The following is a 26,631-nucleotide window of genomic DNA, read 5'->3' on the forward strand; positions in this document are numbered from 1 at the left end:
CCGGAGCCGGATATTCACAGCCGGTCGGCGTCGATGATCGCCTGTGCGAAAGGCTTCGGCGCTTCCTGCGGGACGTTGTGGCCGATGCCGTCGAAGACGCGATGCTCGTACTTGCCGGTGAACTTGTCGCGGTATCCCCTGCCGTCTTTGGCCGCGCCGTCGAAGTCGCTGCTGATGGTGATGGCGGGCACGGAGATGGCGGGGCCGGTGGCGAGAAGCTGTTCGTAGGCGTCGTAGTGCGGTTCGCCCGGCGCCAGGCTCAGCCGCCAGCGGTAGTTGGAGATGACGATGTCGACGTGATCGGGATTGTCGAAGGCCGCGGCGCTGCGACCGTACGTGGCGTCGTCGAAATCCCAGGCCGGGGAGGCGCGCCGCCAGATGAGCTTGTTGAAATCGTGGCGGTTGCGGGTGTATCCGAGGCGTCCGCGTTCGGTGGCGAAGTAGTACTGATACCACCACTCGAGTTCGGCTTCGGGCGGCAACGGCTGCTGCTGCGCGGCCAGCCTGGTGATGATGTATCCGCTCACCGCGACCATCGCCTTGACGCGTTGTGGCCACAGCGCGGCGACGATGTCGACCGTGCGCGCACCCCAGTCGAATCCGCCGAGGACCGCCATGTCGATGCGCAGGGCGTCCATGAAGTCGACGATGTCGCGCGCGATGGCCGATTGCTGTCCGTTGCGCACGGTCTGCGCGGACAGGAAGGTGGTCTCGCCGTAGCCGCGCAGGAACGGGACGAGCACCCGGTATCCGGCCGCGGCCAGCAGCGGGCCGACATCGGCGAAGCTGTAGGGGTCGTAGGGCCAGCCGTGCACCAGGATCACGGGCTGCCCGGTGACCGGCCCGAACTCTGCGTAAGCCACCTCGAGGACGCCTGCCTCGATCTTCTTGATGGGGCCGAGGCTCGTGTTGGCTCCCGATCCCACTCGCAGGGCCGCGCCGGGTGTGGCGGTGGCGGAGTCGGTGGCGCAGGCGCCGAGGGAAGTCACGGCCAGGCCGGCGGCGCCGGCCGCGAGCGCGCCGCCGAAGAGCCGTCGTCGATTGATGTCCATGTCATCGACGCTAGGCAGCGCACCAACCCCGCCGCGAGCGTCGGATGACGTACTCGGTGTCGCTCAACCGGCCGTTTCGTCCAGGGTGGGCAGCAGCGCCGCGAGGTCCCCACGTGCGCTGATCCCGAGCTTCGGGAAGATCCGGTGCAGGTGCGTGCTGACGGTCCGGTGCGACAGGTAGAGCCGCTGCCCGATCTCCCGGTTGGTCAGCCCCTGTGCCGCCAGTTGCGCGATGCTCAGCTCGTGCGGGGTGAGCCGCTCCCTGGCATCGGGGTCGCGATTCGGGCTCGATTCGCCGGCGCTGCGCAGTTCCAGGCGGGCCCGTTCGCTCCACGCGGTGAAGCCGAGCGCATCGAAAACCTCGCGCGCCGTGCGCAAATGGGTGCGCGATTCCACGACCCGGCGCTGTCGCCGCAGCCACTCGCCGTACGCGAGATGCAAGCGGCCGCGTTCGGCGGGCCAGCCGGTGAGATCCGCGGCCAGTGCGGCGGCGAACAGCTCCGCGGCATTGTCACCGGCGAGAACCGCTCTGGCGTAGCGCATTCCGATGTGCAATGCGGGCGAGGAGGTGGCTGCCGCCGCGGGTTCCAGTCCGCGCAGCAGTTCCGTCATGGCGTCGGTCTGCCCGGCGCGGACGGCGGCCTCGGCGAGTTCGGTGAGGAAATACGCGGCCAGCGCCGGTGAATGCGCCGGGTCGCGCGGATCGTGGACGCGGGCCAGATCGGTGAAGGCGTCATCGAAGCGGCCCTCACCGAGCGCGATGAGTCCGCGGGTGAGCTGCGTGGTGGCCAGCACGGGCCGCACGGCGGCGGCCAGTCCGATGCGTTCGGTCTCCGCGACGAGCGCCGCGGCCTGCGCGTAGTCCCCACGCAGCGCGGCGATCTCGGCCTGCACGCCGATGGCGGACGCGTGCATGAAGGGCTGCCCGGTCTCCAGCGCGAAAGCCGCGGCCTCGGCGGCGATCGGCGCTGCGGCGGCGAGGTCGCCGATCCGGGCCAGGCTCCAGGCCTGGATCGCGAGTGCCCTGGTCAGCAGCCCCAGCTGCCCGGCGGCACGGAATCCGGGCGCGGCCGCACCGGCGAAATGCGCGGCGAGATCGAAAGCGCCGACCTGGTAGGCCGCGCTGCTGAGAAAGTGATCGACCTCGGTCTCACGCCCGGTGGTCGCGGCCAGCGCCCGCAGGTGGCCGAGTACCTGTTCACCGCGTTCGAACGGGGCGACGATCGAGTCGATCGCGAGCTTGCGCGGATCGCCGTCGGGGATGCCGAAGGTGTCGGCGACCGTGAGCACCGCGCGCCGGGTATCGGGTCCGGGTTCGGACCAGAAGCACCGCGCGGCCGCACCCCACAGGATTCGCAGCGCGGCATCCGGAAACCCGTTCGCGGCGACCGAGGCAGCGAGGACGGCCAGTTCGCCGATGCGCGAAGGGCTTTCGCGCATTCCGTCGTCGAACCCGCTGGCCAGCCAGTTCGCGGTGGCCTCCTGCCCGGCCGTGAGGGGAAGCGTGCGCGCGGCGTCGACCAGTCGTTCGGTCGTCTCGCGACGCCCGGCGTCGATGGCCAGCTCGGCCGCGCGCAGCAGGCGATCCGCGCGCCGGCCTGGCGTGGCGCTGAGCGACGCGGCCCGTTCCAGCGCCGCGATCGCCCCACCGTGATGCCGGGATCGTTCGGCGGCGTCCTCGAGCGCCGCGGCGACCTCCTCGTCGGCTCCGGCGGTGCCCGCCGCCCGATGCCACACCTGCCGGTCCGGGGATTCCGCGAGCAGGTCGGCGATCGCCAGATGCGCCTTGCGGCGTTGTTCGGCGGTCGCCGCCGCCACGAGGGCCGAGCGGACCAGTGGATGACGGAACGTCACTGTGCCGGAGCGGATATCGATCAACCGGGCCGCCACGGCGGGGGCGAGAATATCGGCCTCCACGGTCGATCCGAGGAGAACCCCTGCGGCAGCGAGTGTTTCGGCGACCGCGTTGCCGTCGTCGAGCGCCGCGACCAGCAAGGCCGACCGGGTGCGTTCCGGCAGCTTCGCGCCGCGCGCCGAGAACGCCCGCTCCAGTCGTTCTGTCAACGGGAGGATCTGGGTAGATTCGGCGAGATCCGCTACGGCCGTTGGCAGTTCGGTCAACGCGAGCGGGTTTCCGTGCGCCTCGGCCAGCACCCGGCGGCGGAGCTGGGCAGGCAGGTCCGGTGCGGTGCTGTCGAGCAGCGCGTTCGCGTCGTCATCGGTCAGCGGACCGAGCCGCATCACGGTCAGCTCGGCCTCACACAGCGGTGAGTTCGTGCCATCGCGCACGGTAGCGAGCAAGGCGGCGGGTTCGGAGTGGATACGGCGCGCGACGAAGGCGAGGACCTCCGCGCTGGCGGAATCGAGCCAGTGCGCATCCTCGGCGACCACCAGCAGCGGCCGTTCGGCCGCCAGATCGGCCAGCAGTGTCAGGGCGGCGAGACCAACCAGGTGTGGGCTCGGCTCGGCGACGACGTCCGACATACCCAGAGCGGTCGTCAGCGCGTCGAGCTGGCGCGCGGGGAGCGCGTCGAACGCGTGCCGCAGTGGGTACAGCAGCCGATGCAGCCCGGCATAGGCGAGGCCGTGTTCAGCTTCCGCGCCCGAGGTCCGCAGCACCCGCAGCCCGGCGGAGGTCGCGATGGCGACCGTCTCCTCGACGAGCGACGACTTTCCGATTCCGGGTTCCCCCTCGATCAGGATGCCGCCGCGGTCGTCGGGGCCGTCCACGAGCGCGGCCAGTTCTTTCAGCTCGGCGACTCGTCCGAACGTCGGCATAGGTGGCGCGCTCCTCCCGGCCCCCTGACGGCATAGGGGCATACAGGGACAAAAAATCCCCAGGCTGTTGCCTGGGGATTTCCGGTGGGTGGAGCTAAGGGGAATCGAACCCCTGACCTTCTCGATGCGAACGAGACGCGCTACCAACTGCGCTATAGCCCCGTGCGGCTCTGGCGAACCGCGCTGTGACACTGTATCAGGCGTTGCGCCCGGATACCGAATCGGTACTCTGAACTGCTGTTATGCGGGTTCGACCAGTTATTCGCCGACTGCGCGGCCGAGATCTTCGACCCGGGTGCGTAGTGCGCGTGCGGTGGCCGGATCGAAGGTTTCCAGGTGCTCGAACATCGGGTCCTCGTCGTCGGTGTCGAGCAGGGTGGAGCGGCGGCGCAGGGCGCGGGCGGTGTCGCGGTCCATGGTGCGCCGGGTCGTCGCGGCCTCGGGGGTGGAGGTGGCCTCGCGGCGCTTGCCACGGGTGAGGCGGGCCGCGCGCTTGCGGCGGATCTCCTCCTCCACGTGGACCTGCTTGCGTAGGTAGGCCAGATAGCCGACCAGCACGGCCGTGGACAGGCCGCACGCCCACCAGAACATCGAGTTCAGCAGCAGGCCGAACGCGGCGAACAGGATGGTGGCGATGATGAGACCGAGGACGGCGCGCTGCCGGAAGCTGTAGCGGGCCGCGCGGGCGATGGCGTCGGCCTCGGGGTCGTAGCCGCCGCGGCCGCGCCTGTTCGGCACGAAGTCCTCGTCGAAGTCGTCGGCGTCCTCGGTGATGTCTTCGGTGACGTCTTCGAGGCGGGCCGGCGGCGCGGGCGGTATGCGCGCGGCGACCGGTGGGTCGGCCTCGTCATCGGACTCCGCGGAGTCCGGGTCCGGTTCCGCCGCAGCGTCATCGAGTTCGGCATCCGCGGAATCTGCAGTCTCGGTAGGCTCTTCGGGCTCGTCGACGACCGCGTCGCCGCCGAGATCGACCTCGGTGTCGGATGCGGCTTCGAGTTCGGGTGTGGGGGTGAGCTTCTCGTCGTCAGCTTCGGTGACGGGCTCATCGGCCGATGTCGTCATCCGATCCTCCGAATCAGTACGGTGGGGGTGCTTGCTCAGCACACGGGGGCGATAGTCGGGGTCACTCTCGTGACCGCCTGCCGCCCCGATGCGGATCCGCCGTTCGGCCCCGCCACGGTGCAGCACGCGCGTGGCGAGTGCGGCATCGGTGGTGCGGCGGATCCGGGGATGCCGGTCCGCCAGGATCGGGAACAGGACGAAGACCCAGAGCACGACGAGTCCGATCCACAGGATCGAATTCGGCATCGCGGTCATCACCTCCCGTCCCCGCCTGCGCGTTGTCCATCGTTGGACGCACTACCGACGTCCGTAGGTTAATTCGGGCACGCCTGCCCGCGCGGCAGGCGCGCCGTGCACACCTGCCACATGAGTAACAGAAATTTCACGGCAGCGCCGCTCGACCCTCCCTGACCAGGCGGTCAACCACCGTGCCCATGACTTCCTCGACCGTCAAGCCCACCAACAGGTGATCGCGCCATTCGCCGTCCACATCGAGGTAGCGGCGCAGCATGCCCTCCTCACGGAAACCGACATTGCGCAGGACCGCCTGGCTGGGCAGGTTCTCCGGCCGCACCGTCGCCTCGACGCGGTGCAGGCCGACCGGCCCGAAGCAATGATCCAGCCCCAGCGCCAGCGCGGCGGTCGCCACGCCCTGACCGCCGAGGTCCTTGGCCACCCAGTAGCCGATCCAGGCCGAGCGCAGCGCGCCGCGCACGATATTGCCGATGGTCAGCTGCCCGCTGAACTGCCCGTCGACCTCGATCACCAGCGGAATCATCGCGCCCCGCCGCGCCTCGGCCTTCAAGCTCGTCCACAGCGACGGCCAGTTCGACGCGTGATTGCGCGCCTCCCAGCTGCCGCGCCCGGTCGGTTCCCAGCGCTCCAGATGGTCCCGGTCACGCAGCCGGATGCGGCTCCACGCGGCGGCGTCGCGAAAACGCACCGGCCGCAGGGTCACTTCCCCGGCCGCCACCACTACCGGACCGAGCCGCGCGGGCCAACCGGGATGCTGGCCTGCCCGGAATACGTTCATCGACTCCACGTTTCAGCCGCGCTGCGCCAAGAACGCGACCCGCACCTCGTCACCGGTCCGGAAATCGGTGTCGTCGGGTTCGACGACGATCAAGCTGTTCGCCTCGGCCAGCGTCGCCAGCAGATGCGAGGATCCGCCGTTGCCGTTGCCAAGCGGCTGCACCAGGTAGTCGCCGGTCGCCTCGTCGCGCAGCAGCTGCGCGCGCAGGTAGCCCTTGCGGCCCGGCATCGAGGAGATCGGAGTGATGGTGCGGGCGTTGACGATTCGGCGCATCGGCTGCCTGCGGCCCAGCGCGATCCGGATCAGCGGACGCACCATCACCTCGAAGACCACCAGCGCGCCCACCGGATTCGACGGCAGCAGGAAGGTCGGCACCTCGTCGCGGCCGAGCCTGCCGAAACCCTGCACCGAACCCGGATGCATCGCCACCCGGTCGACCTCGAGCTCACCGAGCCCGTCCAGCGCCTCGCGCACCTGCTCCGAGGCCCAGCCGCCGACCGCACCGGCGATCACGACGACCTCCGAACGCACCAGCTGTCCCTCGACCACGTCACGCAACCGCCGCGGATCGGCGCTGATGATGCCGACCCGGTTCACATCGGCGCCCGCGTCACGCGCGGCCGCGGCCAGCGCGTAGGAGTTCACGTCATAGACCTGACCGGGGCCGGGCGTGCGATCGATATCGATCAGCTCGCCGCCGATGGAGATCACCGACAGCCGCGGCCGGGGATGCACCAGTACCTTGTCCTGGCCGACCGCGGCCAGCAGGCCGACCTGGGCCGCGCCGATGATGGTGCCGGCGCGGACCGCCACGTCACCGGGCTGCACGTCGTCACCGATCCGGCGCACGTAATCGCCCGAGCGGACCGGCTCGAAAACCTTGATCCTGGCGCGGCCACCGTCGGTGAATTCCAGCGGAAGCACCGCGTCGGCGAGCGTCGGCAGCGGAGCGCCGGTGTCGACCCGCACGGTCTGGCGCGGCTGCAACCGGATCGGCTGACGCGAACCGGCCACCACCTCGCCGACCACCGGCAGGGTGAGGTCGATCAGCTCGCCCTCCTCGTCGCGCACATCGGTACCGGCGGCGGTGACGTCGACGCTGCGCACCGCGTAACCGTCGATGGCGGCCTGATCGAAGCCGGGCAGCGGCCGCTCGGTGACGACGTCTTCCGCGCACAGCAAACCCTGGGCCTCGGATATCGCGACCCGGACCGGCCTGGGTGCGACCGCGGCCGCGGTGACCTTGATCAGCTGATCCTCAACCGAGCGCATCGAGCTCCTGTGTCTATCGGCGACTGCCTGCCTGTGTTCTACCGCGTACCGTACTCAGGCGTTCGGGGACTGGGGGTCCCACTCCGGGCTCAGCCGGAACTTCAGCCACTCGCGCAGTTGCGGACCATATTCCTCCCGCTCGAGGGCGAAATCGACGGCAGCTCGAAGATAGCCGCCCGGGTTACCCAAATCGTGGCGCGACCCACGGTGGACGACCACATGGACCGGGTGTCCTTCCGCGATCAGCAGGGCGATGGCATCGGTGATCTGCAGTTCCCCGCCGGCGCCCGGCTCGATCCGGCGCAGTGCGTCGAAGATCACTCGGTCGAGCAGGTAGCGGCCCGCGGCGGCCAGGGTCGACGGCGCGTCGGCCAGGTCCGGCTTCTCGACCATGCCCTTGACCCGCAGCACGTCGGCCTCGGCGCCCTCGGTCAGATCCTCCACGTCGAACACGCCATAGGCGCTGACCTGCGACTTCGGCACGTCGATGGCGCACAGCACCGAGCCACCGCGCTCCTGGCGCACCCGGCTCATCGTCTCGAGCACGCCGCACGGCAGGACCAGATCGTCGGGCAGCAGCACCGCGATGGCGTCCTCGTCGTCGTCGAGCACCGATTCGGCCTGGGCGACCGCGTGCCCGAGGCCGAGCGGCTCCTCCTGGACGACCGAGGTCACATCGAGCAGGCCGGGGGCCTTGCGGACCTTCTCCAGCAGCGCGAACTTGCCGCGCTCGGCCAGGGTGCTCTCCAGGACCAGGTCCTCGACGAAATGGGCGACCACGCCGTCCTTGCCCGGCGAGGTCACGATGACCAGCCGGTCGGCGCCGGAATCGGCGGCCTCGGCGGCGACCAGTTCGATGCCGGGGGTGTCGACGACCGGCAGCAACTCCTTGGGCACTGTCTTGGTGGCAGGCAGAAACCGCGTCCCGAGTCCGGCCGCGGGTACCACCGCAGTGCGGAAACCGGAAGTCTTCTCTGTCATGCGCATACCCTATCCATTCAGCGTGCCGTCCGATCGCCCGTCGCGACGATCCGGCGTCGGCAAGAGCTTAGGGTGGTCGCTGTGGAGATGCCCGGTGAGCGCACCAAATATGCGTGGCGCAGCCAGATCCTCGCCGAGCGCGCGCTGGTCGGGGCGGCCGAGCACGCACGCGAAGCGGCCGAGCTGGCGACGGTGATCGGGCCGCTGGCCGGGGCCGACGAGGTCGTCTGCGCCTACGTCCCGATCCGTGGCGAACCCGGCGATCTACGCATGCTCGACGCGCTGCGTGTGCGCAACGCCACGGTGTTGCTGCCGGTGACCGGGGAGCCGGGACCGCTGAGCTGGGCGCGCTACGAGGGCCCCGATTCCCTGCGCAAGGCCCGCTTCGGGTTGCTCGAACCGACGACAGCGACCCTGCCGCCGGACACCGTCGCCACCGCGACGACCGTCCTTGTCCCCGCGCTCGCGGTGGATCTGCGCGGCGTCCGGCTCGGGCGCGGCGCGGGCTACTACGACCGGACATTGGGCGCCGTCGAAGACGGGACCAGGCTCATCGCCGTCGTGCGGGATAATGAACTGGTCGACCGGCTGCCGGAAGAACCACACGACCGGCGGATGGGCTGGGCAGTGACGCCCGGCGGCGGACTGCGTGAACTGGGCCATGAGCTGCCCGTTTCGCCGGAATGAAACGGCGATTCGCGACGTTGGCAGTGTCGGCGGTAGAGTGCTAGATCGACGAGACTTGCGGAGGATCCTGTGCCAACTTATTCATACGCGTGCACCCAGTGTGACAACCGCTTCGACATCGTTCAGTCCTTCTCCGACGACACGCTGACGGAATGCCCGCAGTGCACGGGGAAGCTGCGGAAGCTGTTCAACTCGGTCGGCATCGTGTTCAAGGGCAGCGGTTTCTATCGCACCGACAGCCGTGGTGGCGCGTCCACCGCGAGCGAGCCCGCGAAGACGTCCTCGGATTCCAACGGCAGCAGCGGCACCAGCACCCCCGCGTCGAGCTCGGCGCCCGCCGCCGCGAGCTGATTTTCCCGGAGTTATCCACAGCCCCGAAGTTGTCCACAACCTGGACTTTCGGGGGCTGTTCCCCGCTGCCACGCTCCTAGGCTCGGAGCATGACTCGCAGTCTCGCCGATCTGGGACGTGGCAGTTCCTGGCGTTTCGCCCTCGGTAACCGGCCTGCGTGGGCCGATGCCCTGCTCGCGCGGCGCATCGCCGCCGCGGTGCTGGCACTGCTCGCGCTGGCGATGTTCGTCCGCGGCGATCCCGGTGATTCCCGGCGCGCCGTCGTGGTCGCCGCCCGTGATCTGGCGCCGGGCAGGCTCCTCACCGCCGACGATCTGCGCGTCGACCATCACCAATCCCGTTCGCTGCCTTCGGGTTCCGTCACCGAGACCGCTCCGCTGCTCGGCGCGACGCTCACCGGCGCGATGCGAGCCGGGGAGACCTTCACCGATCTGCGCGTGGTCGGACCGCGCCTTGCCGCCGCCGCGACGGGCAGCGCCGACGCGCGGATCGTGCCCATCCGGCTGGCCGATCCCGCGGTCGCCGATGTGTTGCGCGCGGGCGATCGGGTGGATGTCGTCGGCGTCGAGGACGCGGGCGGCCCCGGTGCGGCGAAACCCGCCCGCACCCTCGCCACCGACGCCGCCGTGGTGCTCGTCACCGCGACGGGCGAGGGGCGTTCGGGCGCGGAACGGGTGGTCCTGGTCGCACTGGGCGCCGAATACGCCACCGCGGTGGCCGGTGCCTCGCTGCGCACCGCGCTCACCGTCGTCTTCCATTGACCCCATGACACGGACCGCCACTGCCATCCCGGCACAGTTCGCGAGATAATTGCCAGAGCTCTGGTTAGCATCACCCAAACAGCACGACCGTTTCACATCATTCGCACCAGGAGCACAGCGCCTCCGGCCGGCTCCGAAACGAAGGAGATATCGGCATGCTCAAAGGCTTCAAGGACTTCCTGCTCCGCGGCAATGTGATCGACCTGGCGGTCGCCGTCGTCATGGGTACCGCGTTCGTCGCCATCGTCACCGCGTTCACCAGCGGGATCGTCAACCCGCTGCTCGCGGTCTTCGGCGGAAGCAACGAGGCGGGGCTCGGCATCCAGCTCGTCGCCGACAAACCGGCCACCTTCATCGCGATCGGGCCGATCATCACCGCGTTCATCAACTTCCTGTTGATCGCCGCGATTCTCTATTTCGTCCTCGTCCTACCCGCGACCATGGCGAAGAAGCGGTTCTCCGAGGAGGACGAGAAGCTCTCCGACAACGAAGTGCTCATCGAGATCCGGGATCTGCTGGCTCAGCAGGGCAGCACGTCGAACGGCAAACACGGCATGCTCACGGAACCGGCCGGAAGCGACGGGGAGCACAAGCACTGAGCCCCGCACGCGGCGAGATCGGGGCGGGTCTCGGCGGACTCACCCCGATCTCGTTGTGCTGGAGTCTATTTCAGAGCCTCAGCCGAGGCTGAACGGCTGGCCCCACAGGGTGACCCAGCTGATCACATTCTCGGTCTCCACCTCGACGCTCACGAACGAGCGCGCCTGCGCGTAGCCGCCACAGCCGGACAGGCCGATGGTCTCGTCGGCCCAGGTAACCGAGCCGCTGCCGCCCTCGAAGTAATTGCGGACCCGGTGGGATTCGTTGCCGTAATCGTCGGGCGCTTCCAGGTCGAGAACGTAGAAGGACCGCGTCTGGCCTGGGCCGAGAGTGAGTTCGCCGCCCGCGGCCCCCGCGGCCTCCACCGCTGCGCCGCCGGTCACCGCTTCGCCCTCGCCGGCCGCCCGGCCGCCCGCGATATTGACCTGGCAACCCACGGTGTAGCCGGGGTAGATCTTGCCGCCGCCGTCACCGGACACCGACACCTGCGCGCTCCCGGACACCCACGCATTGCGGTGTGCCGGCGTCGATCCCATCGACGGGTTGATATTGGCCGACTCGCCGACCATCTTGATGTTGACGACGGTGCCGTCGGACAGCACCTTGGTGATGTCGCCACCCGGCAGCGGAACGAAGGTGTCGGCATCGGCCGCGCCGGTGGAAAGCAGTCCCACTGCCACGGCCGCGAAACCGGCCGCGCGCGCCATGCTCTTACGGTTGATCAGCACAGTTGACCCCTCGAGGGTGAATTCGTGTGAACTAGCGAGAGTTTCGGTTCGGCCGCGGGATCAGCCGATGCTGAACGGTTGCCCGTACAGGGTGGTCTTGGAGTAGTGGTCACCGATGATCTCGACCACCGTGTACGAGCGTGCCTGGGCGTAGCCCGCGCAGCCCTGGATCTCGATCTCGGCGTCCTGGTACTCCACCGAGTAGACGCCCGGCTTCAGGATGTCCTTGGCGTCGATCTGGACGAAGGCCACCTCACCGGGGCCGAGGTCGACGCCGACCGCCCCGACCACCCCGGGTCCGTCCGTCGACAAGACACCCTGGAGACCGGCGCGGACCGCGTCGTCCCCGATGCTCACCTGGCAGCCGACGATGTAGCCCGTATTCAGTTGCGAGGCACCGTGCGTCGAGGAATTGTTGGAGCCGGAACGGTTGCGGGGCCCGTTGTTCGGCCCGACCTCGCCCTCCGGCGTGACCTGCACATCGGCCCTGGCATTGCCCGAGACCCAGACGACGCGGCCGACACCGTTGGCGGCCATCGACGGGGAGATGACGGCATGCTCGCCGGTCCGGGAGAGGGTGACGCCGGGGCCGAGCTTCTCACCGTCCGGCAACGGTACGAAGGTGTCCGCGTTGGCAGCACCGGCCGACAGCAGGCCGATCGTCACGGCCACTGCGGCGCAGGCGCCGACGGCGCCGCGACGCACGCGGATGGTGCGGTTCTCGCTCATACTTCCCCTCGAGGTGTACGCAAAATCGACCTCGACCGTCGAGGTCGATATCTGTGCTGCGCCCGGACCCAGCCCAGGCGGGTCCGCGAACCGCACCGCTGGCAACAGGGCAGGTACGCCCAGCCGGGAGGTGAATCGAGAAGCTGAAAATCACGAAACTCGTGGCGACATCGACTGTCTGGCAGTCGATTCGACATAAACATAATGAGGCGGACCGGCAAAGTCCAGCGAAACAGCATGGCAGGCACGACAAAACGGGCCGGTCGCGGAAGCGACCGGCCCGTGTGTGTTCGGGATCGAACAGATCAGCCGAGGCTGAACGGCTGACCCCACAGGGTCACCCAGCTGATGACGTTGTCGGTCTCGACCTCGACGCTCACGAAGGCGCGAGCCTGCGCGTAGCCGGCGCAGCCGGTCAGGCCGATGGTCGTGTCCGACCAGGTCACCGAGCCGCTGCCGTTCTTGAACTTGTTCGACTTGCCGTGCGACTCGCTGCCGAAGTCGTCGGCCTTCTCGATGTCGAGCACGTAGAACGACTTCGCCTGGCCGGGGCCGAGCGAGAGCTCGCCGCCGGTACCGACGCCACCGGAAGCGTTGCCCTCCCAGTCGCTTTCGACGGTGCCCTCACCGGAGACAGCGCCGCCGGCGATGTTCACCTGACAACCGACGGTGTAGCCGGGGAAGATCTTACCGCTGCCGCCGTCGGAGACGGTGACCTGCGCGCTACCCGAGACCCACGCATTGCGGTGGACGGGGGTGGAGCCCAGCGACGGGTTGATGTTGGCCGACTCGCCAACCAGGCTGATGTCGACGACGGTGCCGTCGGACAGCGTCTTGGTGATGTGTCCGCCCGGCAGCGGAACGAAGGTGTCGGCGTTGGCCGCGCCCGTGGAGAACAGGCCGACGGCCACGGTGGCCGCAGCGCTGACGCCCGCCATCCGCGCCATGAACTTACGGTTGATCATTGGATTCATCCCTCGAGGATTGAGTTCGCCGCAGCGAGAAGAAGATTCGTACAGTTCGAAAGACGTCAGCCGATGCTGAACGGCATGCCGTAGAGGGTGGTCTTCGAGTAGTGGTCGCCGATGATCTCGACCACGGTGTACGCCCGGGCCTGCGCGTAACCGGCGCAGCCCTGGATCTCGATCTCGGCGTCCTGGTAATCGATGGCGTAGGTGCCGGCCTTCTGGATGTCCTTCGAGCTGATCTGCACGAACTTGACCTCGCCCGGGCCCAGGTTCACGCCGATCGAACCGCCCGCGCTCACGCCGCCGGTGCTCACGCCACCGGACACACCGGCACCGATCGCGTCGTCGGCGATGCTCACCTGGCAACCGACGATGTAGCCGGTGTTCAGCTGGGAGGTGCCGTGGGTGGAGGAGTTGTTGGAACCGGGACGGCCGGTCGGGCCGTTCCAGGGGCCGACCTCGCCCTCGGGGGTGTCGGCGACCTCGGCGATCGCGGAGCCCGAGACCCACACGACGCGGCCCGCGCCGTTGGCGGCCAGCGACGGCGAGATCAGGGCGTGCTCACCCGTGCGGGTGATGGTCACGCCGGCAGGGCTGACCTTGTGGCCGTCCGGCAACGGCACGAAGGTGTCGGCATTGGCGGCACCGGTCGACAGCAGGCCGAAGGCCACGGCGGCCGCGGCAGCGCCGACGCCCGCGGCACGGGCTCCGCGGCGCACACCGGTGGTGCGGTTCTCGCTCATACTTCCCCTCATCAGGTGTCTAGCAGCCGGCCTCGACTTTCGAGGCCGAACGGATGGACCTCACAGGCCCAGCTCAGTGTGTCGCCCCTTTGTTGCCGTTACGTAACCAACTGTTATTTCGACGATACGGCCGGGGCCGGTGTGATGAACCCGAGCCAGGGTTCCACCGGGTGGTTCAACGCATAGAAGTTGGGGTACTGCGGGGACCAATAGTTGATGGCTCGATGGCGAACATTAAACGCTGCGCCGTCGTTCCGGCAACGAAAGAGTTCGTAAATTTCATTGTGACCCCAGACACAGGTGCGCACATCGCCACATGCTTTGACGTGCATCAATGCATCCGGGATGGGTCGTGTCAACGGGGATGGACCGGAGGTTGGTTACCGACCGGTTTCGAACGCTTATACGACAAAGGACCACGCTTTCGCGTGGTCCTGAGGAATTGTCACCTGGTCGCCATCACACCGAAAACCGCATTTCGGTGAGGGCTTATTACGTAGCAGCTACGTAGATAACGGTGCGGTCACCCGTGATGCGGCGGTACCTGCGAACGTAACCATTCGTCGTTGTCCGAGCGCCCGCCGCCATCGCCGCGCTCGTCGCCGGTGGTCTCGGGCAGCACGTCGCCGAAGATCCGCGCCAGCCGCGCGGCCTCGGCGGCCTTGCGCCTGACCGCCTCGGGATCCCGCGGCGACGTGCTGTCCTGGGAAGTCACTGCCCTCACTCGTCCAATCCGGAGAGCTCGCCGATCGCCCGGCTCGCGAGCGGGCCGAGGGTCGCCATGCCGTCGCGGATGGCCGCGCGGCTACCCGGCAGGTTCACCACGAGGGTGCTGCCGGAGATGCCCGCGACGCCACGCGAGAGCCCCGCGTCCAGCGACCCGGCTACCCGGCCGGACGCGCGCAGCGCCTCGGTGATGCCGGGCAGTTCGCGGTCGAGCACCTGCGCGGTGGCCTCGGGGGTGACATCGCGCGGGGACATCCCCGTGCCGCCGACCGAGATCACCAGGTCGACGCCGCCGATCACCGCGGTGTTGAGCGCGTTGCGAATCTCGACCTCCTCGGCCTGCACCGTCACCGAGGCGTCGACGAGAAAGCCCGCTTCGCTGAGCAGTTCGGTGACGAGCGGGCCGAGCGAATCCACGCCGCCATGTGCCGTCCGATCGTCGACGACAACAACCAGTGCACGCCCTGCCACGGGAGCATCGATGTCCATGCTCATCACCGTAGCGCTTACACACGACAGTGCCGCGCTCGAACGCATCATCGGCCGCCCTCCGCCGCGGCGGCGGTGAGCGTGACCTCGACGGTCTTGGCGTTGCCGCCCTGCTCGTCGGTGTAGGTGAGCTTCACCTTGTCGCCCGGCTGATGCGAGCGGACCGCCGCGATCAGCGCGTCGCCGGAATCGATCGGCCGGTCGTCGAGCCGGGTGACGACCGCGCCCGCCGGGATGCCCGCCTTGGCGGCGGGGCCGTCCGGGGTGACCTCGAGAACCCGGGCCGCGGTGTCCAGCGGCCGCAGCTTGATGCCGATCTGGGCGTAGGTGGCGTGCCCGGTCTTGATCAGCTCGTCGGCGACCCGGCGGGCCTGATCCACCGGGATCGCGAAGCCGAGGCCGATCGACCCGCTCTGCGCGCCCGCCGCTTCGCCGCCGAGGCTGGCGATGGCGGTGTTGATACCGATCAGCTTGCCCTGGGCGTCGACCAGGGCGCCGCCGGAGTTGCCCGGGTTGATCGCCGCGTCGGTCTGGATCGCGTCGATCACCGGGTTGACCTGGCTTGGCGTGCCCTCGCCGCTGGTGGAGACCGGGCGGTTGAGCGCGGACACGATGCCGGTGGTGACAGTGCCCGCGAGGCCGAGCGGCGAACCGATCGCGATCACCGGCTGACCCACCGCGAGACCGTCGGACGTGCCGAGTTCGATCGGCGTGAGCCCGCTCTTGCCGGTGGCCTTGATGACGGCCAGATCCGAGACCGGATCGGCGCCGATCATGGTGGCCGGGGCGGTGCTGCCGTCGCTGAACACCACCTCCATCTTCGCCGAGGCGCCGGCGCCCGCGGCGACGTGATTGTTGGTGAGGATCAGCCCGTCGGAGGACAGCACGACCCCCGAGCCCTCGCCGGAGGCGCGCGTACCGGCCACCTTGATCATCACGACACTGGGCAGCACCCGCTGGGCTACCGCCTGCGTCGAGCCGGCGGGCGCGTTGACGGCGTTGTTGACCGCGGGCTTGGGGACATCGAGCGCGTTGGTCACCGTCGCGGAGTCCGAGCCGGTGGCGAGCACGCCGACCACACCGCCGACACCACCGCTGACCAGGGCCAGCGCGGTCGCACCGGCGACCAGGCCGAGCCGCAGCGGCTTGCGCTGCGGTGCTTGCGCGGGCGCCGCGGCGAACGGGCCGGGCTGCGCCCCGAAAGGCGGCTGACCCGGCGCCTGGTGACCGTGCGGCGCGCCGTAAACCGACACGCCGGGCAGCGGAGCGGTGCCGTGCGACTCCGGCGCGCCGTAATGCTGCGCCGCGCCGGACGGCTGCTCGCCATAGTGCTGCGACGGGCCGGAAGGCTGCTCAGCGCTGTGGGAGTACACCGAGCCGTAGGGCTGCTGCGCGCCACCGTACGGCTGCGGGTGATGGGAGGGACCCGCGCCGAATGACTGCTCGGCACCGGACGACTGCGCCGGGCCCTGCGGCTGTGCCTGGCCGGGGACAGGGGCTTGCTGCCCGTGCTGTGCCTCGACGGGGTGATCCGCGCTGCCGGATCCGGGATCGGCGGGCCGGTCAGCGGGTCGCTGCTGGGGATCGTCGGTCATGGTTGTCTGTCTCCTCACGCTTGCTGACCAGCTTCGTGACGGCTACTGAGAGGCGGCTGAGATCGCCCCGTCAGTTCGCCGAGACTCCGTAGCCGATCACACCGGTCCGGCCTCGGAATCGTCCGGGACCACCGGCGCCTCACCGGGCAACACGATCCGGACCAGGGCGCCGCCGCGGTCGGAGGTGTCGACCGCGATCGTGCCACCGTGCTTGGTGACCACCTGCTTGACGATCGCGAGCCCCAGTCCGGAGCCGGGCATCGAGCGCGAGGCGGTCGTGCGGTAGAAGCGCTCGAAGACCAGTTCGCGCTCCCCCGCCGGAATTCCGGGACCGGCATCGGCCACCGCCAGTTCCAGCAGGCCTGGTCCGGCCGGGCGCATGGTGATGCGCACCCCGGCGTCGCCGGGGCTCCACTTGGCCGCGTTGTCGAGCACGTTGAGCACCGCGCGTTCCAGCCCGGCCTCGTGGCCGTAGACGAACCAGGGGCGCAGCTCGGCGGTGAAGGTGATGCCGGTGCGCCTGCGGCGGGCCCGCTCCAGCGCCCGCTCGGCGACCTCACCGAGATCGACCCGCTCGTAGACGGTTTCGGGCGCGTCCTCGCGAGCCAGATCGACGAGGTCGCCGACCAGCGTCGACAGCTCCTCGATCTGGGCGACGACATCGGCGCGCAGCTCGGCCATGTCCTCGTCGGGCAGCTGGGGCGCGCCCGGCCTGCCGGAGGCGATGAGCAGTTCCATATTGGTGCGCAGCGAGGTCAGCGGGGTGCGCAGTTCGTGGCCGGCGTCGGCGACGAGCCTGCGCTGGCGGTCGCGCGATTCGGCCAGCGCCCGCAGCATCGTGTTGAAACTGTCGGTGAGTCTGGCCAGTTCGTCGTCGCCGGTGACCGGGATCGGGGTCAGGTCGTCGGTGCGGGCGACCCGCTCGGTGGCAGCGGTCAGCCGGGCGATCGGGCGCAGGCCGGTGCGGCCCACAGCCGTGCCCGCCGCGGCGGCGAGCACGACGCCGCAGGCACCGACGACGAACAGCAGCCAGGCCAGCCGGTCGAGCACCTCCCTGGTGCGGTAGAGCTTCTGCGAGATGATCAGCGTCGCGCCGCTGTTCGTGCGTGCCGCGAGGACCCGCTGGTCACCGACGGTACGCAGCGAGGAGCTGTACTTGCCGTCGGCGACGGCGAGTTCCTGGGCGCCCACCGGCGGAATCGTCTGCTGCGGCGGCATGTACGGCTTGTGGTCGGCGTAGATCAGCGCCACGCCGACATCGTTGGAGAACAACCCGGCCAGCACGATCGTCTGGAAGCCGAGCGTCTCGAAGTTGTTGTTGATCATCGTCGCCGCGCGCGCCTCGAGCTGGGCGTCGACGTCGGCGTAGAGCGCGCGCGCCACCATCGCGTAGGCCGCGATCGAGGTGACCGCGACGGCGATGAGCACCACCGACGCCGCGAGCAGCGTCACCCGCCAGCGCAGCGACACCGAGCGCGTCAGCGGCATCGGCGGCCGCATCTCGCCGCCGTCCGGCGGCCGCCGCAACACCGCGACCACGGGTTCCTTGTGTGCCATCGCGCCGCCTACGGAGGTGTCTCGCGCAGCACGTACCCGACGCCGCGCACGGTGTGGATCAGCCGGTCCTCGCCGTCGGCCTCGGTCTTCCGCCGCAAATAGCCGATGTAGACCTCCAGCGCATTTCCCGAGGTGGGAAAGTCGTAGCCCCAGACCTCTTCGAGGATGCGCCCGCGGGTGAGCACTCGGCGCGGATTGGCCATCAACATCTCGAGCAACGAGAACTCGGTTCTGGTGAGGCTGATGGCGCGATCGGCACGCGAGACCTCACGTGTCACCGGATCCAGCGACAAGTCAGCGAACACCATCGCTTCCGATGCTTCCCCCGGGTCGGGCGCCCGGCGGCGCAGCAACGCGCGTAAACGCGCCAGCAATTCCTCCAACGCGAAAGGCTTCGGCAAATAATCGTCGGCGCCCGCGTCGAGGCCCGCGACGCGTTCGGAGACCGAATCGCGCGCGGTCAAAACGAGAATCGGCAGATCGTCGCCGGTGCTGCGGAGTCTGCGGCACACTTCCAGACCGTCCAGTCTGGGCATCATCACATCGAGAACCAGGGCATCGGGCCTGGCCGCGGTGACTTTCTCCAACGCGTCCATGCCGTCGACCGCCAGGTCCACGGTGTAGCCGTTGAAGCTCAGCGACCGGCGCAGAGATTCCCGCACGGCGCGATCGTCGTCGACTACCAGAATGCGCATGTGCTCAGTTTGCCGTGATCGACTGAGAACGCACTGAGAGGGTCGCGCCCGGCGGGGCTCACGACGACCCGAAGCAGAGCGGCGCGGCGGCCTGTCGCCCTTGACAAATCCACGTGAATCGTCTTTGTCTCAGCGCATATTCGGCGAATTACAGACCGAGTGGCCCGGATTGCCGTTGACCACCCGGCACGGTATCTTTCCTGCGATAAAAGAAGACCTCCAGTTGGTTCTGCGCTCGCATCGCTCCGCGACCTCCCCGCGCGGGCCGGGGTCACACGTGGAAGCAGAGGCAACGCACGCGGATGGAACCTGCATCGCGCTCCTGGCAATTCAGCCTGTCGAACTGGTCGGTAACGCGCAAGGTCGGTGTGGTGCTGGTGCTGCCGGTGATGCTGGCGACCACGTTCGCCGTGCTGCGGATCAACAACGAGCTGCAAACGATGACGCAGCTCGGCGCGGCCACCGAGCAAGCCACCGTCATCCGTCCCGTCGTCAAATTCGCCACCGCGACCGAACAACTCGCGATCGCGGCGACCGCCAACTGGGGTGCGATCGCCGACCCGCAGACCGACGCCGCGCTGACCACCTACGACCAGGCTCTCGCCGAGGTCCAGAACGCGCTGCGCTCGGCCAGGATCGACCCCGCCGTCGCGGCCGAACTCACCGCGGCCACCGCCACCGGCTCCACCCTGCGCAACACCGTGCGCGGCGGCTCCCCGGCGATGGTCGGCGAGCAGACCGACGAGATCGGTGAACGGATCGGCAACGCGCTCGCCAAGACCCCGCAGGTCGAGGACTTCGTCGTCCAGCGCTACTTCCTCCAGGTCACCGCGCTGCACCAGGCCAGAAGGGTGCTCACCCGCGAGCGCACGCTGGTCGTCTCCCCCGACGCGGGCCGCAGCCAGAGCGCGCGGGCGAAGATGCTCGTCGAGCTCGGCTCCGAGTCCACCATGATCAAGACCTACGGCATGATCCTGCCGGACAACGCGGGCAGCATGGCCGCGCTGCTCGACGCGGTCCAGACCAGGATCAGCGTCTTCAGCCAGAACAACGGCGATCCGACCACCAACGCCGCGGTGCTCAACACCCTGCAGGTCAGCGCCGACACCTACGCGTCGAGCATCGCCACCCTGCTCGACAACATCGACCACACGCTCGACACCAACACCGCGAACGCGCAGACCGCGGCGCTGCGCGAGACCACCCTGGTGCTCGGCATGCTGCTGGCGGGCCTGGCGCTGGCGCTGGCGGTCGCCCGCACGCTCGTCGTCCCGGTGCGCAGGCTGCGCCGCGACGCGCTCGAGGTCGCGCACGTGAAGCTGCCCGAAGAACTGTCCGTGGTCCGCAGCGGCGGCGCGACGCCCGAGATCGCCCCGGTGGGCGTGCACTCCACCGACGAGGTCGGCCAGCTCGCCCGCGCCGTCGACGAGATCCACGAGCAGGCGCTGAACCTGGCCGCCGACCAGGCCCGCCTGCGCCTGCAGATCGGCAACATGTTCGAGACGCTGTCGCGGCGCAGCCAGTCGCTGGTCGAGCAGCAGCTCGCGCTCATCGAGGAGCTCGAGCACGACGAGGACAACCCCTCGCGTCTGCAGACGCTGTTCCGGCTCGACCACCTCGCCACCCGCATGCGCCGCAACGGCGACAACCTGCTCGTGCTCGCCGGCACCGCGCTGCGCCGCGGTCATCTGCCGCCGGTGCCGCTGTCGGACATGCTCTGGAGCGCGGTCTCGCAGGTGGAGGACTACCAGCGGGTCGAGATCGGCAATGTGCCCGACGGTGTCGTCGCCGGTGAATCCGCGGTCGACATCGAGCATCTGCTCGCCGAGCTGATCGACAACGCGCTGCGCTACTCGCCGCCGAGCACCTCGGTGGCGGTCATCGTCGGGCGCGCGGTCGACGGCGGCTACCTGATCGAGATCACCGACCGCGGTCTCGGCATGTCGGCCGAGGATCTGCAGACGACCAACGACCGGCTCGCCTCCGGTGGTGAGGTCACCATCGAGACCGCGCGCCGCATGGGTCTTTTCGTGGTCGGCAGGCTCGCCAAGCGGCACACCATCACCGTCAGCCTGCGGCGCACCGCCACCCAGGCGCCGCAGCCGGGCATCACCGCGAGCGTGCATCTGCCCAGCACACTGGTCTCCCCGCCGCCCGCGTCGTCGGGTCCGGCGACCGGTCCCAACCCGATCGTGTCGACCGGTTCGCACGCGCTGGTGTCCCCGGCCATCGGCCCGCACGCGCTGACCCCGGCCGACATCACCGGACCGAACCCGATCATGCCGCCGAACGGCACCGGGCCGATCGGCATCCCGCTGCCGACCGGGCCGAACCCGCTGGTGCCGACAGGACCGGTCGCACCCGGTCTGGACTCCGAGCCGTCCATGGCTCCGTTGACCAGTGCCGGTCTGCCGCAGCGTCGTCCGGCGAACCCGCCGGCGGCCGAGCCGGTGGTGCCCGCCGCCGCGCCCGAACCCGCGGAACCGACCGGGTTGTGGGCCGAGCACGAGCACGACACCGACGACTTGCCGGTCGCGACGACCACCGCCTCGAACGGCACGGCGGACAGCTCCGCCGGCCTGCCGCAACGCGTTCCCTCCTCCGCGCTGAGCGAGCTCGCCGCGGCCAGGCAGACGCCGCGGCTCCCCGCACCCGAGCCAGAACCGGAGCCGGTCGCCGATGCCGACCCGATGCCGACGTCGTCCACCCGGCTGGCACCGGTGCCCGGCGAGGCGCCGACCCCCATCTACCAGCGGATGGTCTCCGAATGGCTCGTCGAACCCGCTTCCGCCGCTGCCGAATCCGGCGGCAACGGCGCATCATGGAGTTCCCCCGGCGACGCGGGCTGGTCGGCAGCGGCCAGCGCGGGTAGTCCGCCGACTTCCTCGCGCACCGTCGGCGGGCTACCGATCCGCAAACCGGGCGCTCAGCTCGTCCCCGGCGGACTCACCCCCGCCGAGGAAGCGGGCGCCCGCGATCCCGAGGAGATCCGCAACAACTTGACCAGACACCTCAGCGGCGTTCGCAGTGGCCGCGCCGAGATCCAGTACAACGACGGAGGCCTCGAATGAGCAACGCGCATCCCACGGACGAGAATCTGAACTGGTTGGTCGCCCGCTTCACCCGCGACGTGCCCGGCGTCTCGCACGCGGTGCTGGTCTCGGCCGACGGCCTGCTGCAGGCGACCAGTCCGCACCTGCCGTCGGACCGGGCCGAGCAGCTGGCCGCGGTGACCGCGGGCCTGGCGAGCCTGTCGATGGGTGCGGCGCATCTGTTCGACGGCGGCAAAGTGATGCAGTCGATCGTGGAGATGCAGCGCGGGTACCTGCTGGTGATGAGTGTCGGAAACGGCTCGCACCTGGCGGTTCTGGCCAACAAGAGCCACGACATCGGCCGTATCGGCTACGAGATGGCGTTGCTCGTCGACCGAGTGGGCTCGGCGGTCACCGCCACCGCCCGCTCCGCCGGCTGAGGTGAGATGTCGAGCCCGTACGGATCAGAAAACCGGCCGACGACCAGGGTCAGGCCCTACGCCCTGACCTCCGGCCGCACCGAGCCCGCGATCTCGCTGCCACTGGAGGCAGTAGTGGAAACGGTCTCTTATACCGCGCACCTGGAATGGCCCGCAGGGGATTTGCGCACCGAAATAGTGCGTCTGGGCACACATAGACTGTCCGTCGCAGAAATAGCTGCATACCTTGGCCGCCCACTGGGTATGGTCCGGGTGATGATCGGCGATCTCGTTGTCGGCGGGATTCTTCGAGTGCATTCGACGCTGACCGAGCAGGCGAGCTACGACGAACGCCGATCACTGATGGAGAGGACTTTGCGTGGACTCCGTGGCCTCTGAGGGCATGCGCCCGCCGAACCCCGATCAGCGGGTCGCGTCGACCAAGATCGTCGTGGCCGGTGGATTCGGCGCAGGCAAGACAACTTTCGTCGGTGCGGTATCGGAGATCGTTCCGCTGCGCACCGAAGCGATGGTGACCCACTTCTCCGACGGGATCGACGATCTCGCCGAGACGCCGGAGAAGGAGACCACCACTGTCGCCATGGACTTCGGCCGCATCGTGCTGCCGGGCAACCTGGTGCTGTACCTGTTCGGCACCCCGGGCCAGAAGCGGTTCTGGTTCATGTGGGACGACCTCATCCGCGGCGCCATCGGCGCGGTGGTGCTGATCGATACCCGCAGGCTGGAGGACAGTTTCGCCGCGGTCGACTTCTTCGAGGCGCGCGGCCTGCCGTTCCTGATCGCGGTGAACCGCTTCCCGAACGCCCCGCGTTTCCCGATCGCCGAACTGCGCGAGGCGCTCTCGGTGCGCGAGGGCATCCCGATCGTCGATATCGACGCGCGCAATGCCGTCGAGGTGCGACAGGCGTTGGCCGCGGTGACCGAATACGCCATCGCCCAGCTGGAGCCGCAGCAGTTCGAGGGGGCCGGCCGGCGTGGTTGACCTGCTCGCCGCGACGGGGGCCGAGACGTTCGGGCGTGGCACGGGCATCGCCTGGCTCGCGCTGGACATGTCGGGGCTCGGCGCGCTGGTGGCGTTCGCCTGTGTGCGGCATGCGAAGTACTCGGCCAAGTTCCGGCTCGTCTGGCTGACGATGGCCGCGGTCTCGCTCGGCGGGGTCGGGCTGTGGCTGGCGAATTCGCTGGCACTGCTCGGCATCCGGGTCCAGGACAGCATCATGCGGTACAACGTCGCGCTCGGCGCGGCGTCGCTGGCGATCGCGGTCCTCGGCGTGCTGGCCGGGTTGCTGATCGGCGGGCGGACACCGCACCTGCCCCGGCTGATCGTCGGCGGGCTGACGATGGGGTTGAGCGTCGGCCTGTCGACCTACCTGACCCTGGACGCGCTCGAAGTGCAGGGCCAGGTCGAAGAGTCGCTCGGCCTCATCGGGCTCGCCGTGCTGCTGTCGATGGCGCTGTGCGTGGCCACGCTGTGGGCTTCCCAGGTGGTCCGCCTGGTGGCGTTGCGGGTCGCGGCGTCCTTGCTGTTCGCGCTCGGCGTCGCGGCGGTGTACTACACGGCGGTCGCCTCGCTCGAGTTCACGGTCGATCCGGGCAGCCGGACGCCGACCGGCCTGCAGCTGTTCGATCTGGTGTACCCGATGTTCGTGGTCGGCGCGCTGGGTTTGACGGTGCCGATCACCGCGGTCCTGGTCGCGCCGGATCGGCGTGACGCGGTGCGGGCTCCCGAGCCGCGGCGTCAGCCGGTCGGTACCCGCTGACCGCAACCAGCTAACGCCCGGTTTGTCTGAATTATTGTGGGCGACCGCCCCGTTCGCCGAATGCGGGCGACCGGGGCGGATCGACTCCGAAAACCGCCCCTGAAGTGGCGATGAGCGGGTTCTCCTTAACCGGAGAACCCGCCCTCCCGCACGAGAGTACATACCCGCCAAGGACTCCGCATCAGTCGTTGGGGAATTTTCTTGTGCCACAAAACAAACCAAAAGTTGGTAATGTGCGTTCCGGCAATCGGCCAGCAAGCCTCCGGGCACATCCGTTCCAAGTGGCTTGTGTCACACCGTTAACCGGACGATTGCCATGGACCCCTTCACGAGGCTCTGAGCAGGCATGACCGCTGCCAAGTAAGACCCCTGGACACCAGGGGGCGAAGAACAGGCCGCTGACGGCGCGTTCGACCCCCACACCGCTCGCCAGCGGGTTATCGTCGGCCAGGGCGCATTCGTCTCGCCCAGCACATCCAAGGTTCGTTCGAAGGAGTTCGTATGGCCGTCAACGTGGTGCTCGACAAAGTTCTCGACAAGGAATTCGAGAACAAGACGCTGAAGGAAATCCTGGCCGCGCCGCCGTCGGCCCTGGCCGGCCTCACCGACGCGCACGACAAGCAGCTGCTCGACGCGCTGAAGATCAAGACCATCGCCGACCTGGGTAGCAACAAGTTCTTCCAGCTGGCCGCGGCCCTGGTCGAGCTGGCCGAGCAAGAAGGCTGAGACTGCGACAAAGCAACGGCCTGCCGGCGAAACCGGCAGGCCGTTGTCGTTGTCCGATCCCGATCCGGGTTGTCCCCTCCGAACCGCTCTCGAACCCCGATGTGCGGCGGACTCAGATCCGCGAGGGATCGATCAAGCCCTTCCGCACGGCACCAACGATACGACGTGGCACCTGATACTCGACGCCGCCCACCGTGACCGGGACCAGCTGTGGAACAGCGGCCTTCCACTGCGAACGCCTGCTGCGGGTGTTGGAACGCGACATCCTGCGCTTGGGGACAGCCACGGGTCAGCCCTCCTTGCCTGCGCGCGAACGCTTTCCGTACTTGCGCTCGAACTTCTCCACCCGGCCCTGGGTATCGAGGTTGCGATGGGTGCCGGTCCAGAACGGATGCGAATCCGAGGTGACGTCGACCATCAGCAGCGGATACGTCTCGCCGTCGGTCCATTCGACGCTGCGGTCGCTGGTCGAGGTCGACCGGGTCAGGAACCGCTTGCCGGTGCTCGAATCCTCGAACACCACGGGGTGATAGTCGGGGTGGATGCCCGCTTTCATGCTGTTTCTCCTCTCGGGTTGATGCGCTCGCTCGCCGCGGCCGGCGCCTCGGCGGAATCGGCGCAGGGGTCTTCGTGCCAGTCGCCGAAGGGGTCCTCCCACAACGCGACTCGCTCCGGCGCACGGTCGACCAGCAGCAGCTCGTCGTCCTCCACCAGCGCCCAGTGCAGGGCGTGGCGGATCTCGGCGGGGTCGGCGTCGTGCGCCAGGATCACCAGCGACACGTCGCGGTCACCGAACCGCTCGTCCCAGCGCAGCGCGGCCATCGCCCTGCGGGCAGGATCGGCGCCCGCCTGCTCCTCGGCACTCATCGCCGCCAGCCAGCGACCGGCGCCACCGACCCGAAGGCCGCCGCCGGCCGACTCCAGCCAGACCACCTGGTCCGGCTGGGTGGCCAGCCAGATCCGGCCGCGCGCGGTGACCACACCGTCGAACAGCACGTCGAGCGCCTCGTGCAGCCGAGCGGGATGGAACGGTCTGCGCGCGGCGAACTCGATGAGTGAGACACCGCAGTCGGTGGTCAGCGGTGGCTGACCGCGCAGCAGCGGCGCGTGGGCGTCGAAGCTCCGGCCGCGCCGCGCGTCGGCGGGAATCCTGGTCAGCAGGGCGCCGATCTCCATCGCGTCGAAGGCGGGGAGTTCGTCCAGCCAGGCCATCGGGGCCGCGGGTGCCATCCTGTCCAGCACGGCGTGCAGCCGTTCCCGGTCGAGCGCGTCGACGTCGGCGGTGAGCACCACCAGCGCGTCGGCGAAGTCGACCTGGCCGACGGCCACCTGGGCGACAGTCCGCTCGTCGTCGGCCGCGGCGAGCCCGCGATCGGCCAGCGCCTCGTCGCCGGTGGCGTCGGCGAGCCACTGCTGCCCGTCCAGGCAGGTCAGCGTGGCCTCGATCCGCACGTTCCGGCTCGCGGGCCCGTCGACCCGGTCGGCGACTCCGGTGACCTCGACCGTGTCGATCGCGTGGCACAGCGCCTCGGCCTCGATGGCCGGGTCGAGCGCGAGCACGATGCGGCGCACATGCTCGCGGGCGGCGAGTGTGCACAGCATCGGCAGCAGATCGGCCCGCAGCGTGCACGACACACAGCCGTGCGCGAGCTCGAGCACGGTGGTAGTGACGGTGCCCGCGGTGCGCACTGTGCGGCGCACGACGCCTTCGCGCAGCTCGGCGAGGTCGTGGTGCACGACCACGGTGCCCGCGTCCTCGCTCAGTGTCGCCGCGATGTGCTCGACGCCGGTCATGGCAGGTCCGGAGAAGCCGGCGAGCAGCACGACGGGCGTTCTCCGGTCGGTCTGGTCCAGCACCCGGATCCC

At 69.2% G+C, this 26,631-nt stretch carries 28 protein-coding genes and 1 tRNA gene; 10 read left to right on the forward strand and 19 right to left on the reverse strand.

The window, feature by feature from the left end; genetic code table 11:
- Nucleotides 1-14: 14 nt before the first annotated feature.
- The 7 genes from ACWF82_RS22355 to ACWF82_RS22385 form a co-directional block, all read right to left on the reverse strand.
- Nucleotides 15-1,052, reverse strand: coding sequence for an alpha/beta fold hydrolase (locus ACWF82_RS22355; protein WP_452503953.1), 1,038 nt, complete (start codon nt 1,050-1,052; stop codon nt 15-17).
- 63 nt (nt 1,053-1,115) lie between these two features.
- Complete coding sequence (locus ACWF82_RS22360) at nt 1,116-3,830, reverse strand: ATP-binding protein (protein ID WP_452503955.1); 2,715 nt, start codon at nt 3,828-3,830, stop codon at nt 1,116-1,118.
- Nucleotides 3,831-3,919: 89 nt separating this feature from the next.
- Nucleotides 3,920-3,992 (reverse strand) — tRNA-Ala (locus ACWF82_RS22365).
- A 96-nt stretch (nt 3,993-4,088) separates the two neighbouring features.
- Nucleotides 4,089-5,138 carry a divisome protein SepX/GlpR gene (gene sepX / locus ACWF82_RS22370; RefSeq protein WP_452503957.1) on the reverse strand — a complete coding sequence of 350 codons (1,050 nt, stop codon included), beginning with the start codon at nt 5,136-5,138 and terminating at the stop codon, nt 4,089-4,091.
- 136 nt (nt 5,139-5,274) lie between these two features.
- Nucleotides 5,275-5,925: a GNAT family N-acetyltransferase gene (locus tag ACWF82_RS22375; protein WP_452503959.1), complete on the reverse strand. Its 651-nt coding sequence runs from the start codon at nt 5,923-5,925 to the stop codon at nt 5,275-5,277.
- A gap of 12 nt (nt 5,926-5,937) precedes the next feature.
- Nucleotides 5,938-7,197 carry a molybdotransferase-like divisome protein Glp gene (gene glp, locus ACWF82_RS22380; RefSeq protein ID WP_452503961.1) on the reverse strand — a complete coding sequence of 420 codons (1,260 nt, stop codon included), beginning with the start codon at nt 7,195-7,197 and terminating at the stop codon, nt 5,938-5,940.
- 54 nt (nt 7,198-7,251) lie between these two features.
- Entirely contained in the window at nt 7,252-8,178 is a 927-nt protein-coding gene (locus ACWF82_RS22385) for a UTP--glucose-1-phosphate uridylyltransferase (RefSeq protein ID WP_452503963.1), read from the reverse strand.
- Nucleotides 8,179-8,265: 87 nt separating this feature from the next.
- Between ACWF82_RS22385 and ACWF82_RS22390 the strand changes: the two genes are divergently transcribed.
- From ACWF82_RS22390 to mscL, 4 genes are all read left to right on the forward strand, one after another.
- Nucleotides 8,266-8,865, forward strand: a complete 600-nt coding sequence (locus tag ACWF82_RS22390) for a 5-formyltetrahydrofolate cyclo-ligase (protein WP_452504070.1) — start codon at nt 8,266-8,268, stop codon at nt 8,863-8,865.
- A 69-nt stretch (nt 8,866-8,934) separates the two neighbouring features.
- Nucleotides 8,935-9,216 carry an FmdB family zinc ribbon protein gene (locus ACWF82_RS22395; protein ID WP_452503964.1) on the forward strand — a complete coding sequence of 94 codons (282 nt, stop codon included), beginning with the start codon at nt 8,935-8,937 and terminating at the stop codon, nt 9,214-9,216.
- Between the two features lie 89 nt (nt 9,217-9,305).
- Nucleotides 9,306-9,977 carry an SAF domain-containing protein gene (locus ACWF82_RS22400; RefSeq protein ID WP_452503966.1) on the forward strand — a complete coding sequence of 224 codons (672 nt, stop codon included), beginning with the start codon at nt 9,306-9,308 and terminating at the stop codon, nt 9,975-9,977.
- Between the two features lie 155 nt (nt 9,978-10,132).
- Nucleotides 10,133-10,576 (forward strand): large conductance mechanosensitive channel protein MscL, encoded by a 444-nt coding sequence (gene mscL / locus ACWF82_RS22405; protein WP_452503968.1) that lies wholly within the window; start codon nt 10,133-10,135, stop codon nt 10,574-10,576.
- Nucleotides 10,577-10,654: 78 nt separating this feature from the next.
- Here the strand turns inward: mscL and ACWF82_RS22410 are convergent, their stop codons facing one another.
- The 9 genes from ACWF82_RS22410 to ACWF82_RS22450 all read right to left on the reverse strand — a co-directional run bounded on the left by ACWF82_RS22410 (nt 10,655) and on the right by ACWF82_RS22450 (nt 18,807).
- Complete coding sequence (locus ACWF82_RS22410) at nt 10,655-11,302, reverse strand: MspA family porin (protein ID WP_452504072.1); 648 nt, start codon at nt 11,300-11,302, stop codon at nt 10,655-10,657.
- Nucleotides 11,303-11,365: 63 nt separating this feature from the next.
- Entirely contained in the window at nt 11,366-12,034 is a 669-nt protein-coding gene (locus tag ACWF82_RS22415; RefSeq protein WP_452503969.1) for an MspA family porin, read from the reverse strand.
- A 305-nt stretch (nt 12,035-12,339) separates the two neighbouring features.
- A complete protein-coding gene (locus ACWF82_RS22420; RefSeq protein ID WP_452503971.1) occupies nt 12,340-12,999 on the reverse strand; it encodes an MspA family porin in 660 nt (219 codons plus the stop codon).
- 65 nt (nt 13,000-13,064) lie between these two features.
- Entirely contained in the window at nt 13,065-13,745 is a 681-nt protein-coding gene (locus tag ACWF82_RS22425; protein ID WP_452503973.1) for an MspA family porin, read from the reverse strand.
- A gap of 523 nt (nt 13,746-14,268) precedes the next feature.
- On the reverse strand, nt 14,269-14,460 hold the full coding sequence (locus ACWF82_RS22430) for a hypothetical protein (protein ID WP_452503975.1): 192 nt from the start codon (nt 14,458-14,460) through the stop codon (nt 14,269-14,271).
- Between the two features lie 5 nt (nt 14,461-14,465).
- Nucleotides 14,466-14,960: a MogA/MoaB family molybdenum cofactor biosynthesis protein gene (locus ACWF82_RS22435; RefSeq protein WP_229739653.1), complete on the reverse strand. Its 495-nt coding sequence runs from the start codon at nt 14,958-14,960 to the stop codon at nt 14,466-14,468.
- Between the two features lie 47 nt (nt 14,961-15,007).
- Nucleotides 15,008-16,555, reverse strand: coding sequence for a trypsin-like peptidase domain-containing protein (locus ACWF82_RS22440; RefSeq protein WP_452503978.1), 1,548 nt, complete (start codon nt 16,553-16,555; stop codon nt 15,008-15,010).
- Nucleotides 16,556-16,651: 96 nt separating this feature from the next.
- Nucleotides 16,652-18,112, reverse strand: coding sequence for an ATP-binding protein (locus ACWF82_RS22445; protein ID WP_452503980.1), 1,461 nt, complete (start codon nt 18,110-18,112; stop codon nt 16,652-16,654).
- A gap of 8 nt (nt 18,113-18,120) precedes the next feature.
- Nucleotides 18,121-18,807 carry a response regulator transcription factor gene (locus tag ACWF82_RS22450; protein WP_452503982.1) on the reverse strand — a complete coding sequence of 229 codons (687 nt, stop codon included), beginning with the start codon at nt 18,805-18,807 and terminating at the stop codon, nt 18,121-18,123.
- Between the two features lie 302 nt (nt 18,808-19,109).
- Here ACWF82_RS22450 and ACWF82_RS22455 point away from each other — a divergent pair, with 302 nt between their 5' ends.
- From ACWF82_RS22455 to ACWF82_RS22480, 6 genes are all read left to right on the forward strand, one after another.
- Nucleotides 19,110-21,878 carry an ATP-binding protein gene (locus tag ACWF82_RS22455; RefSeq protein ID WP_452503984.1) on the forward strand — a complete coding sequence of 923 codons (2,769 nt, stop codon included), beginning with the start codon at nt 19,110-19,112 and terminating at the stop codon, nt 21,876-21,878.
- Entirely contained in the window at nt 21,875-22,279 is a 405-nt protein-coding gene (locus ACWF82_RS22460) for a roadblock/LC7 domain-containing protein (protein WP_019049250.1), read from the forward strand. Before ACWF82_RS22455 ends, ACWF82_RS22460 begins: the two co-directional genes overlap by 4 nt.
- A gap of 6 nt (nt 22,280-22,285) precedes the next feature.
- Nucleotides 22,286-22,657, forward strand: a complete 372-nt coding sequence (locus ACWF82_RS22465; RefSeq protein ID WP_189025876.1) for a DUF742 domain-containing protein — start codon at nt 22,286-22,288, stop codon at nt 22,655-22,657.
- Between the two features lie 4 nt (nt 22,658-22,661).
- Nucleotides 22,662-23,261 carry a GTP-binding protein gene (locus ACWF82_RS22470; RefSeq protein ID WP_189027398.1) on the forward strand — a complete coding sequence of 200 codons (600 nt, stop codon included), beginning with the start codon at nt 22,662-22,664 and terminating at the stop codon, nt 23,259-23,261.
- Complete coding sequence (locus tag ACWF82_RS22475; protein ID WP_452503986.1) at nt 23,254-24,039, forward strand: MHYT domain-containing protein; 786 nt, start codon at nt 23,254-23,256, stop codon at nt 24,037-24,039. The genes ACWF82_RS22470 and ACWF82_RS22475 overlap by 8 nt, the downstream gene beginning before the upstream one ends.
- A 501-nt stretch (nt 24,040-24,540) precedes the next feature.
- Nucleotides 24,541-24,765 carry a hypothetical protein gene (locus ACWF82_RS22480; RefSeq protein ID WP_452503988.1) on the forward strand — a complete coding sequence of 75 codons (225 nt, stop codon included), beginning with the start codon at nt 24,541-24,543 and terminating at the stop codon, nt 24,763-24,765.
- 112 nt (nt 24,766-24,877) lie between these two features.
- Here the strand turns inward: ACWF82_RS22480 and rpmF are convergent, their stop codons facing one another.
- The 3 genes from rpmF to mrf are packed head-to-tail and all read right to left on the reverse strand — an operon-like array spanning nt 24,878 to nt 26,622.
- Nucleotides 24,878-25,051, reverse strand: a complete 174-nt coding sequence (rpmF, locus tag ACWF82_RS22485) for a 50S ribosomal protein L32 (RefSeq protein WP_379311395.1) — start codon at nt 25,049-25,051, stop codon at nt 24,878-24,880.
- A 3-nt stretch (nt 25,052-25,054) separates the two neighbouring features.
- Entirely contained in the window at nt 25,055-25,321 is a 267-nt protein-coding gene (locus ACWF82_RS22490; RefSeq protein ID WP_452503990.1) for a type B 50S ribosomal protein L31, read from the reverse strand.
- Nucleotides 25,318-26,622, reverse strand: a complete 1,305-nt coding sequence (gene mrf, locus ACWF82_RS22495; RefSeq protein WP_452503992.1) for a ribosome hibernation factor-recruiting GTPase MRF — start codon at nt 26,620-26,622, stop codon at nt 25,318-25,320. Before mrf ends, ACWF82_RS22490 begins: the two co-directional genes overlap by 4 nt.
- Nucleotides 26,623-26,631: the final 9 nt, after the last annotated feature.

Source organism: Nocardia sp. NPDC055053 (genome assembly GCF_053608285.1).

What these genes read in the sequence shown, in the direction of transcription:
- ACWF82_RS22420 (WP_452503971.1), bottom strand. Translation starts at nt 12,999, where the DNA reads ATGATCAACCGTAAGTTCATGGCGCGGATGGCGGGCGTCAGCGCTGCG.
- ACWF82_RS22440 (WP_452503978.1), bottom strand. Translation starts at nt 16,555, where the DNA reads ATGACCGACGATCCCCAGCAGCGACCCGCTGACCGGCCCGCCGATCCC.
- ACWF82_RS22400 (WP_452503966.1), top strand. Translation starts at nt 9,306, where the DNA reads ATGACTCGCAGTCTCGCCGATCTGGGACGTGGCAGTTCCTGGCGTTTC.
- ACWF82_RS22415 (WP_452503969.1), bottom strand. Translation starts at nt 12,034, where the DNA reads ATGAGCGAGAACCGCACCATCCGCGTGCGTCGCGGCGCCGTCGGCGCC.
- ACWF82_RS22435 (WP_229739653.1), bottom strand. Translation starts at nt 14,960, where the DNA reads ATGGACATCGATGCTCCCGTGGCAGGGCGTGCACTGGTTGTTGTCGTC.
- ACWF82_RS22465 (WP_189025876.1), top strand. Translation starts at nt 22,286, where the DNA reads ATGTCGAGCCCGTACGGATCAGAAAACCGGCCGACGACCAGGGTCAGG.
- sepX (WP_452503957.1), bottom strand. Translation starts at nt 5,138, where the DNA reads ATGCCGAATTCGATCCTGTGGATCGGACTCGTCGTGCTCTGGGTCTTC.
- ACWF82_RS22360 (WP_452503955.1), bottom strand. Translation starts at nt 3,830, where the DNA reads ATGCCGACGTTCGGACGAGTCGCCGAGCTGAAAGAACTGGCCGCGCTC.
- ACWF82_RS22385 (WP_452503963.1), bottom strand. Translation starts at nt 8,178, where the DNA reads ATGACAGAGAAGACTTCCGGTTTCCGCACTGCGGTGGTACCCGCGGCC.
- ACWF82_RS22445 (WP_452503980.1), bottom strand. Translation starts at nt 18,112, where the DNA reads ATGGCACACAAGGAACCCGTGGTCGCGGTGTTGCGGCGGCCGCCGGAC.
- ACWF82_RS22390 (WP_452504070.1), top strand. Translation starts at nt 8,266, where the DNA reads ATGCCCGGTGAGCGCACCAAATATGCGTGGCGCAGCCAGATCCTCGCC.
- ACWF82_RS22490 (WP_452503990.1), bottom strand. Translation starts at nt 25,321, where the DNA reads ATGAAAGCGGGCATCCACCCCGACTATCACCCCGTGGTGTTCGAGGAT.
- ACWF82_RS22375 (WP_452503959.1), bottom strand. Translation starts at nt 5,925, where the DNA reads ATGAACGTATTCCGGGCAGGCCAGCATCCCGGTTGGCCCGCGCGGCTC.
- mscL (WP_452503968.1), top strand. Translation starts at nt 10,133, where the DNA reads ATGCTCAAAGGCTTCAAGGACTTCCTGCTCCGCGGCAATGTGATCGAC.
- ACWF82_RS22455 (WP_452503984.1), top strand. Translation starts at nt 19,110, where the DNA reads ATGGAACCTGCATCGCGCTCCTGGCAATTCAGCCTGTCGAACTGGTCG.
- ACWF82_RS22480 (WP_452503988.1), top strand. Translation starts at nt 24,541, where the DNA reads ATGGCCGTCAACGTGGTGCTCGACAAAGTTCTCGACAAGGAATTCGAG.
- ACWF82_RS22460 (WP_019049250.1), top strand. Translation starts at nt 21,875, where the DNA reads ATGAGCAACGCGCATCCCACGGACGAGAATCTGAACTGGTTGGTCGCC.
- ACWF82_RS22450 (WP_452503982.1), bottom strand. Translation starts at nt 18,807, where the DNA reads ATGCGCATTCTGGTAGTCGACGACGATCGCGCCGTGCGGGAATCTCTG.
- ACWF82_RS22425 (WP_452503973.1), bottom strand. Translation starts at nt 13,745, where the DNA reads ATGAGCGAGAACCGCACCACCGGTGTGCGCCGCGGAGCCCGTGCCGCG.
- ACWF82_RS22470 (WP_189027398.1), top strand. Translation starts at nt 22,662, where the DNA reads ATGCGCCCGCCGAACCCCGATCAGCGGGTCGCGTCGACCAAGATCGTC.
- ACWF82_RS22355 (WP_452503953.1), bottom strand. Translation starts at nt 1,052, where the DNA reads ATGGACATCAATCGACGACGGCTCTTCGGCGGCGCGCTCGCGGCCGGC.
- glp (WP_452503961.1), bottom strand. Translation starts at nt 7,197, where the DNA reads ATGCGCTCGGTTGAGGATCAGCTGATCAAGGTCACCGCGGCCGCGGTC.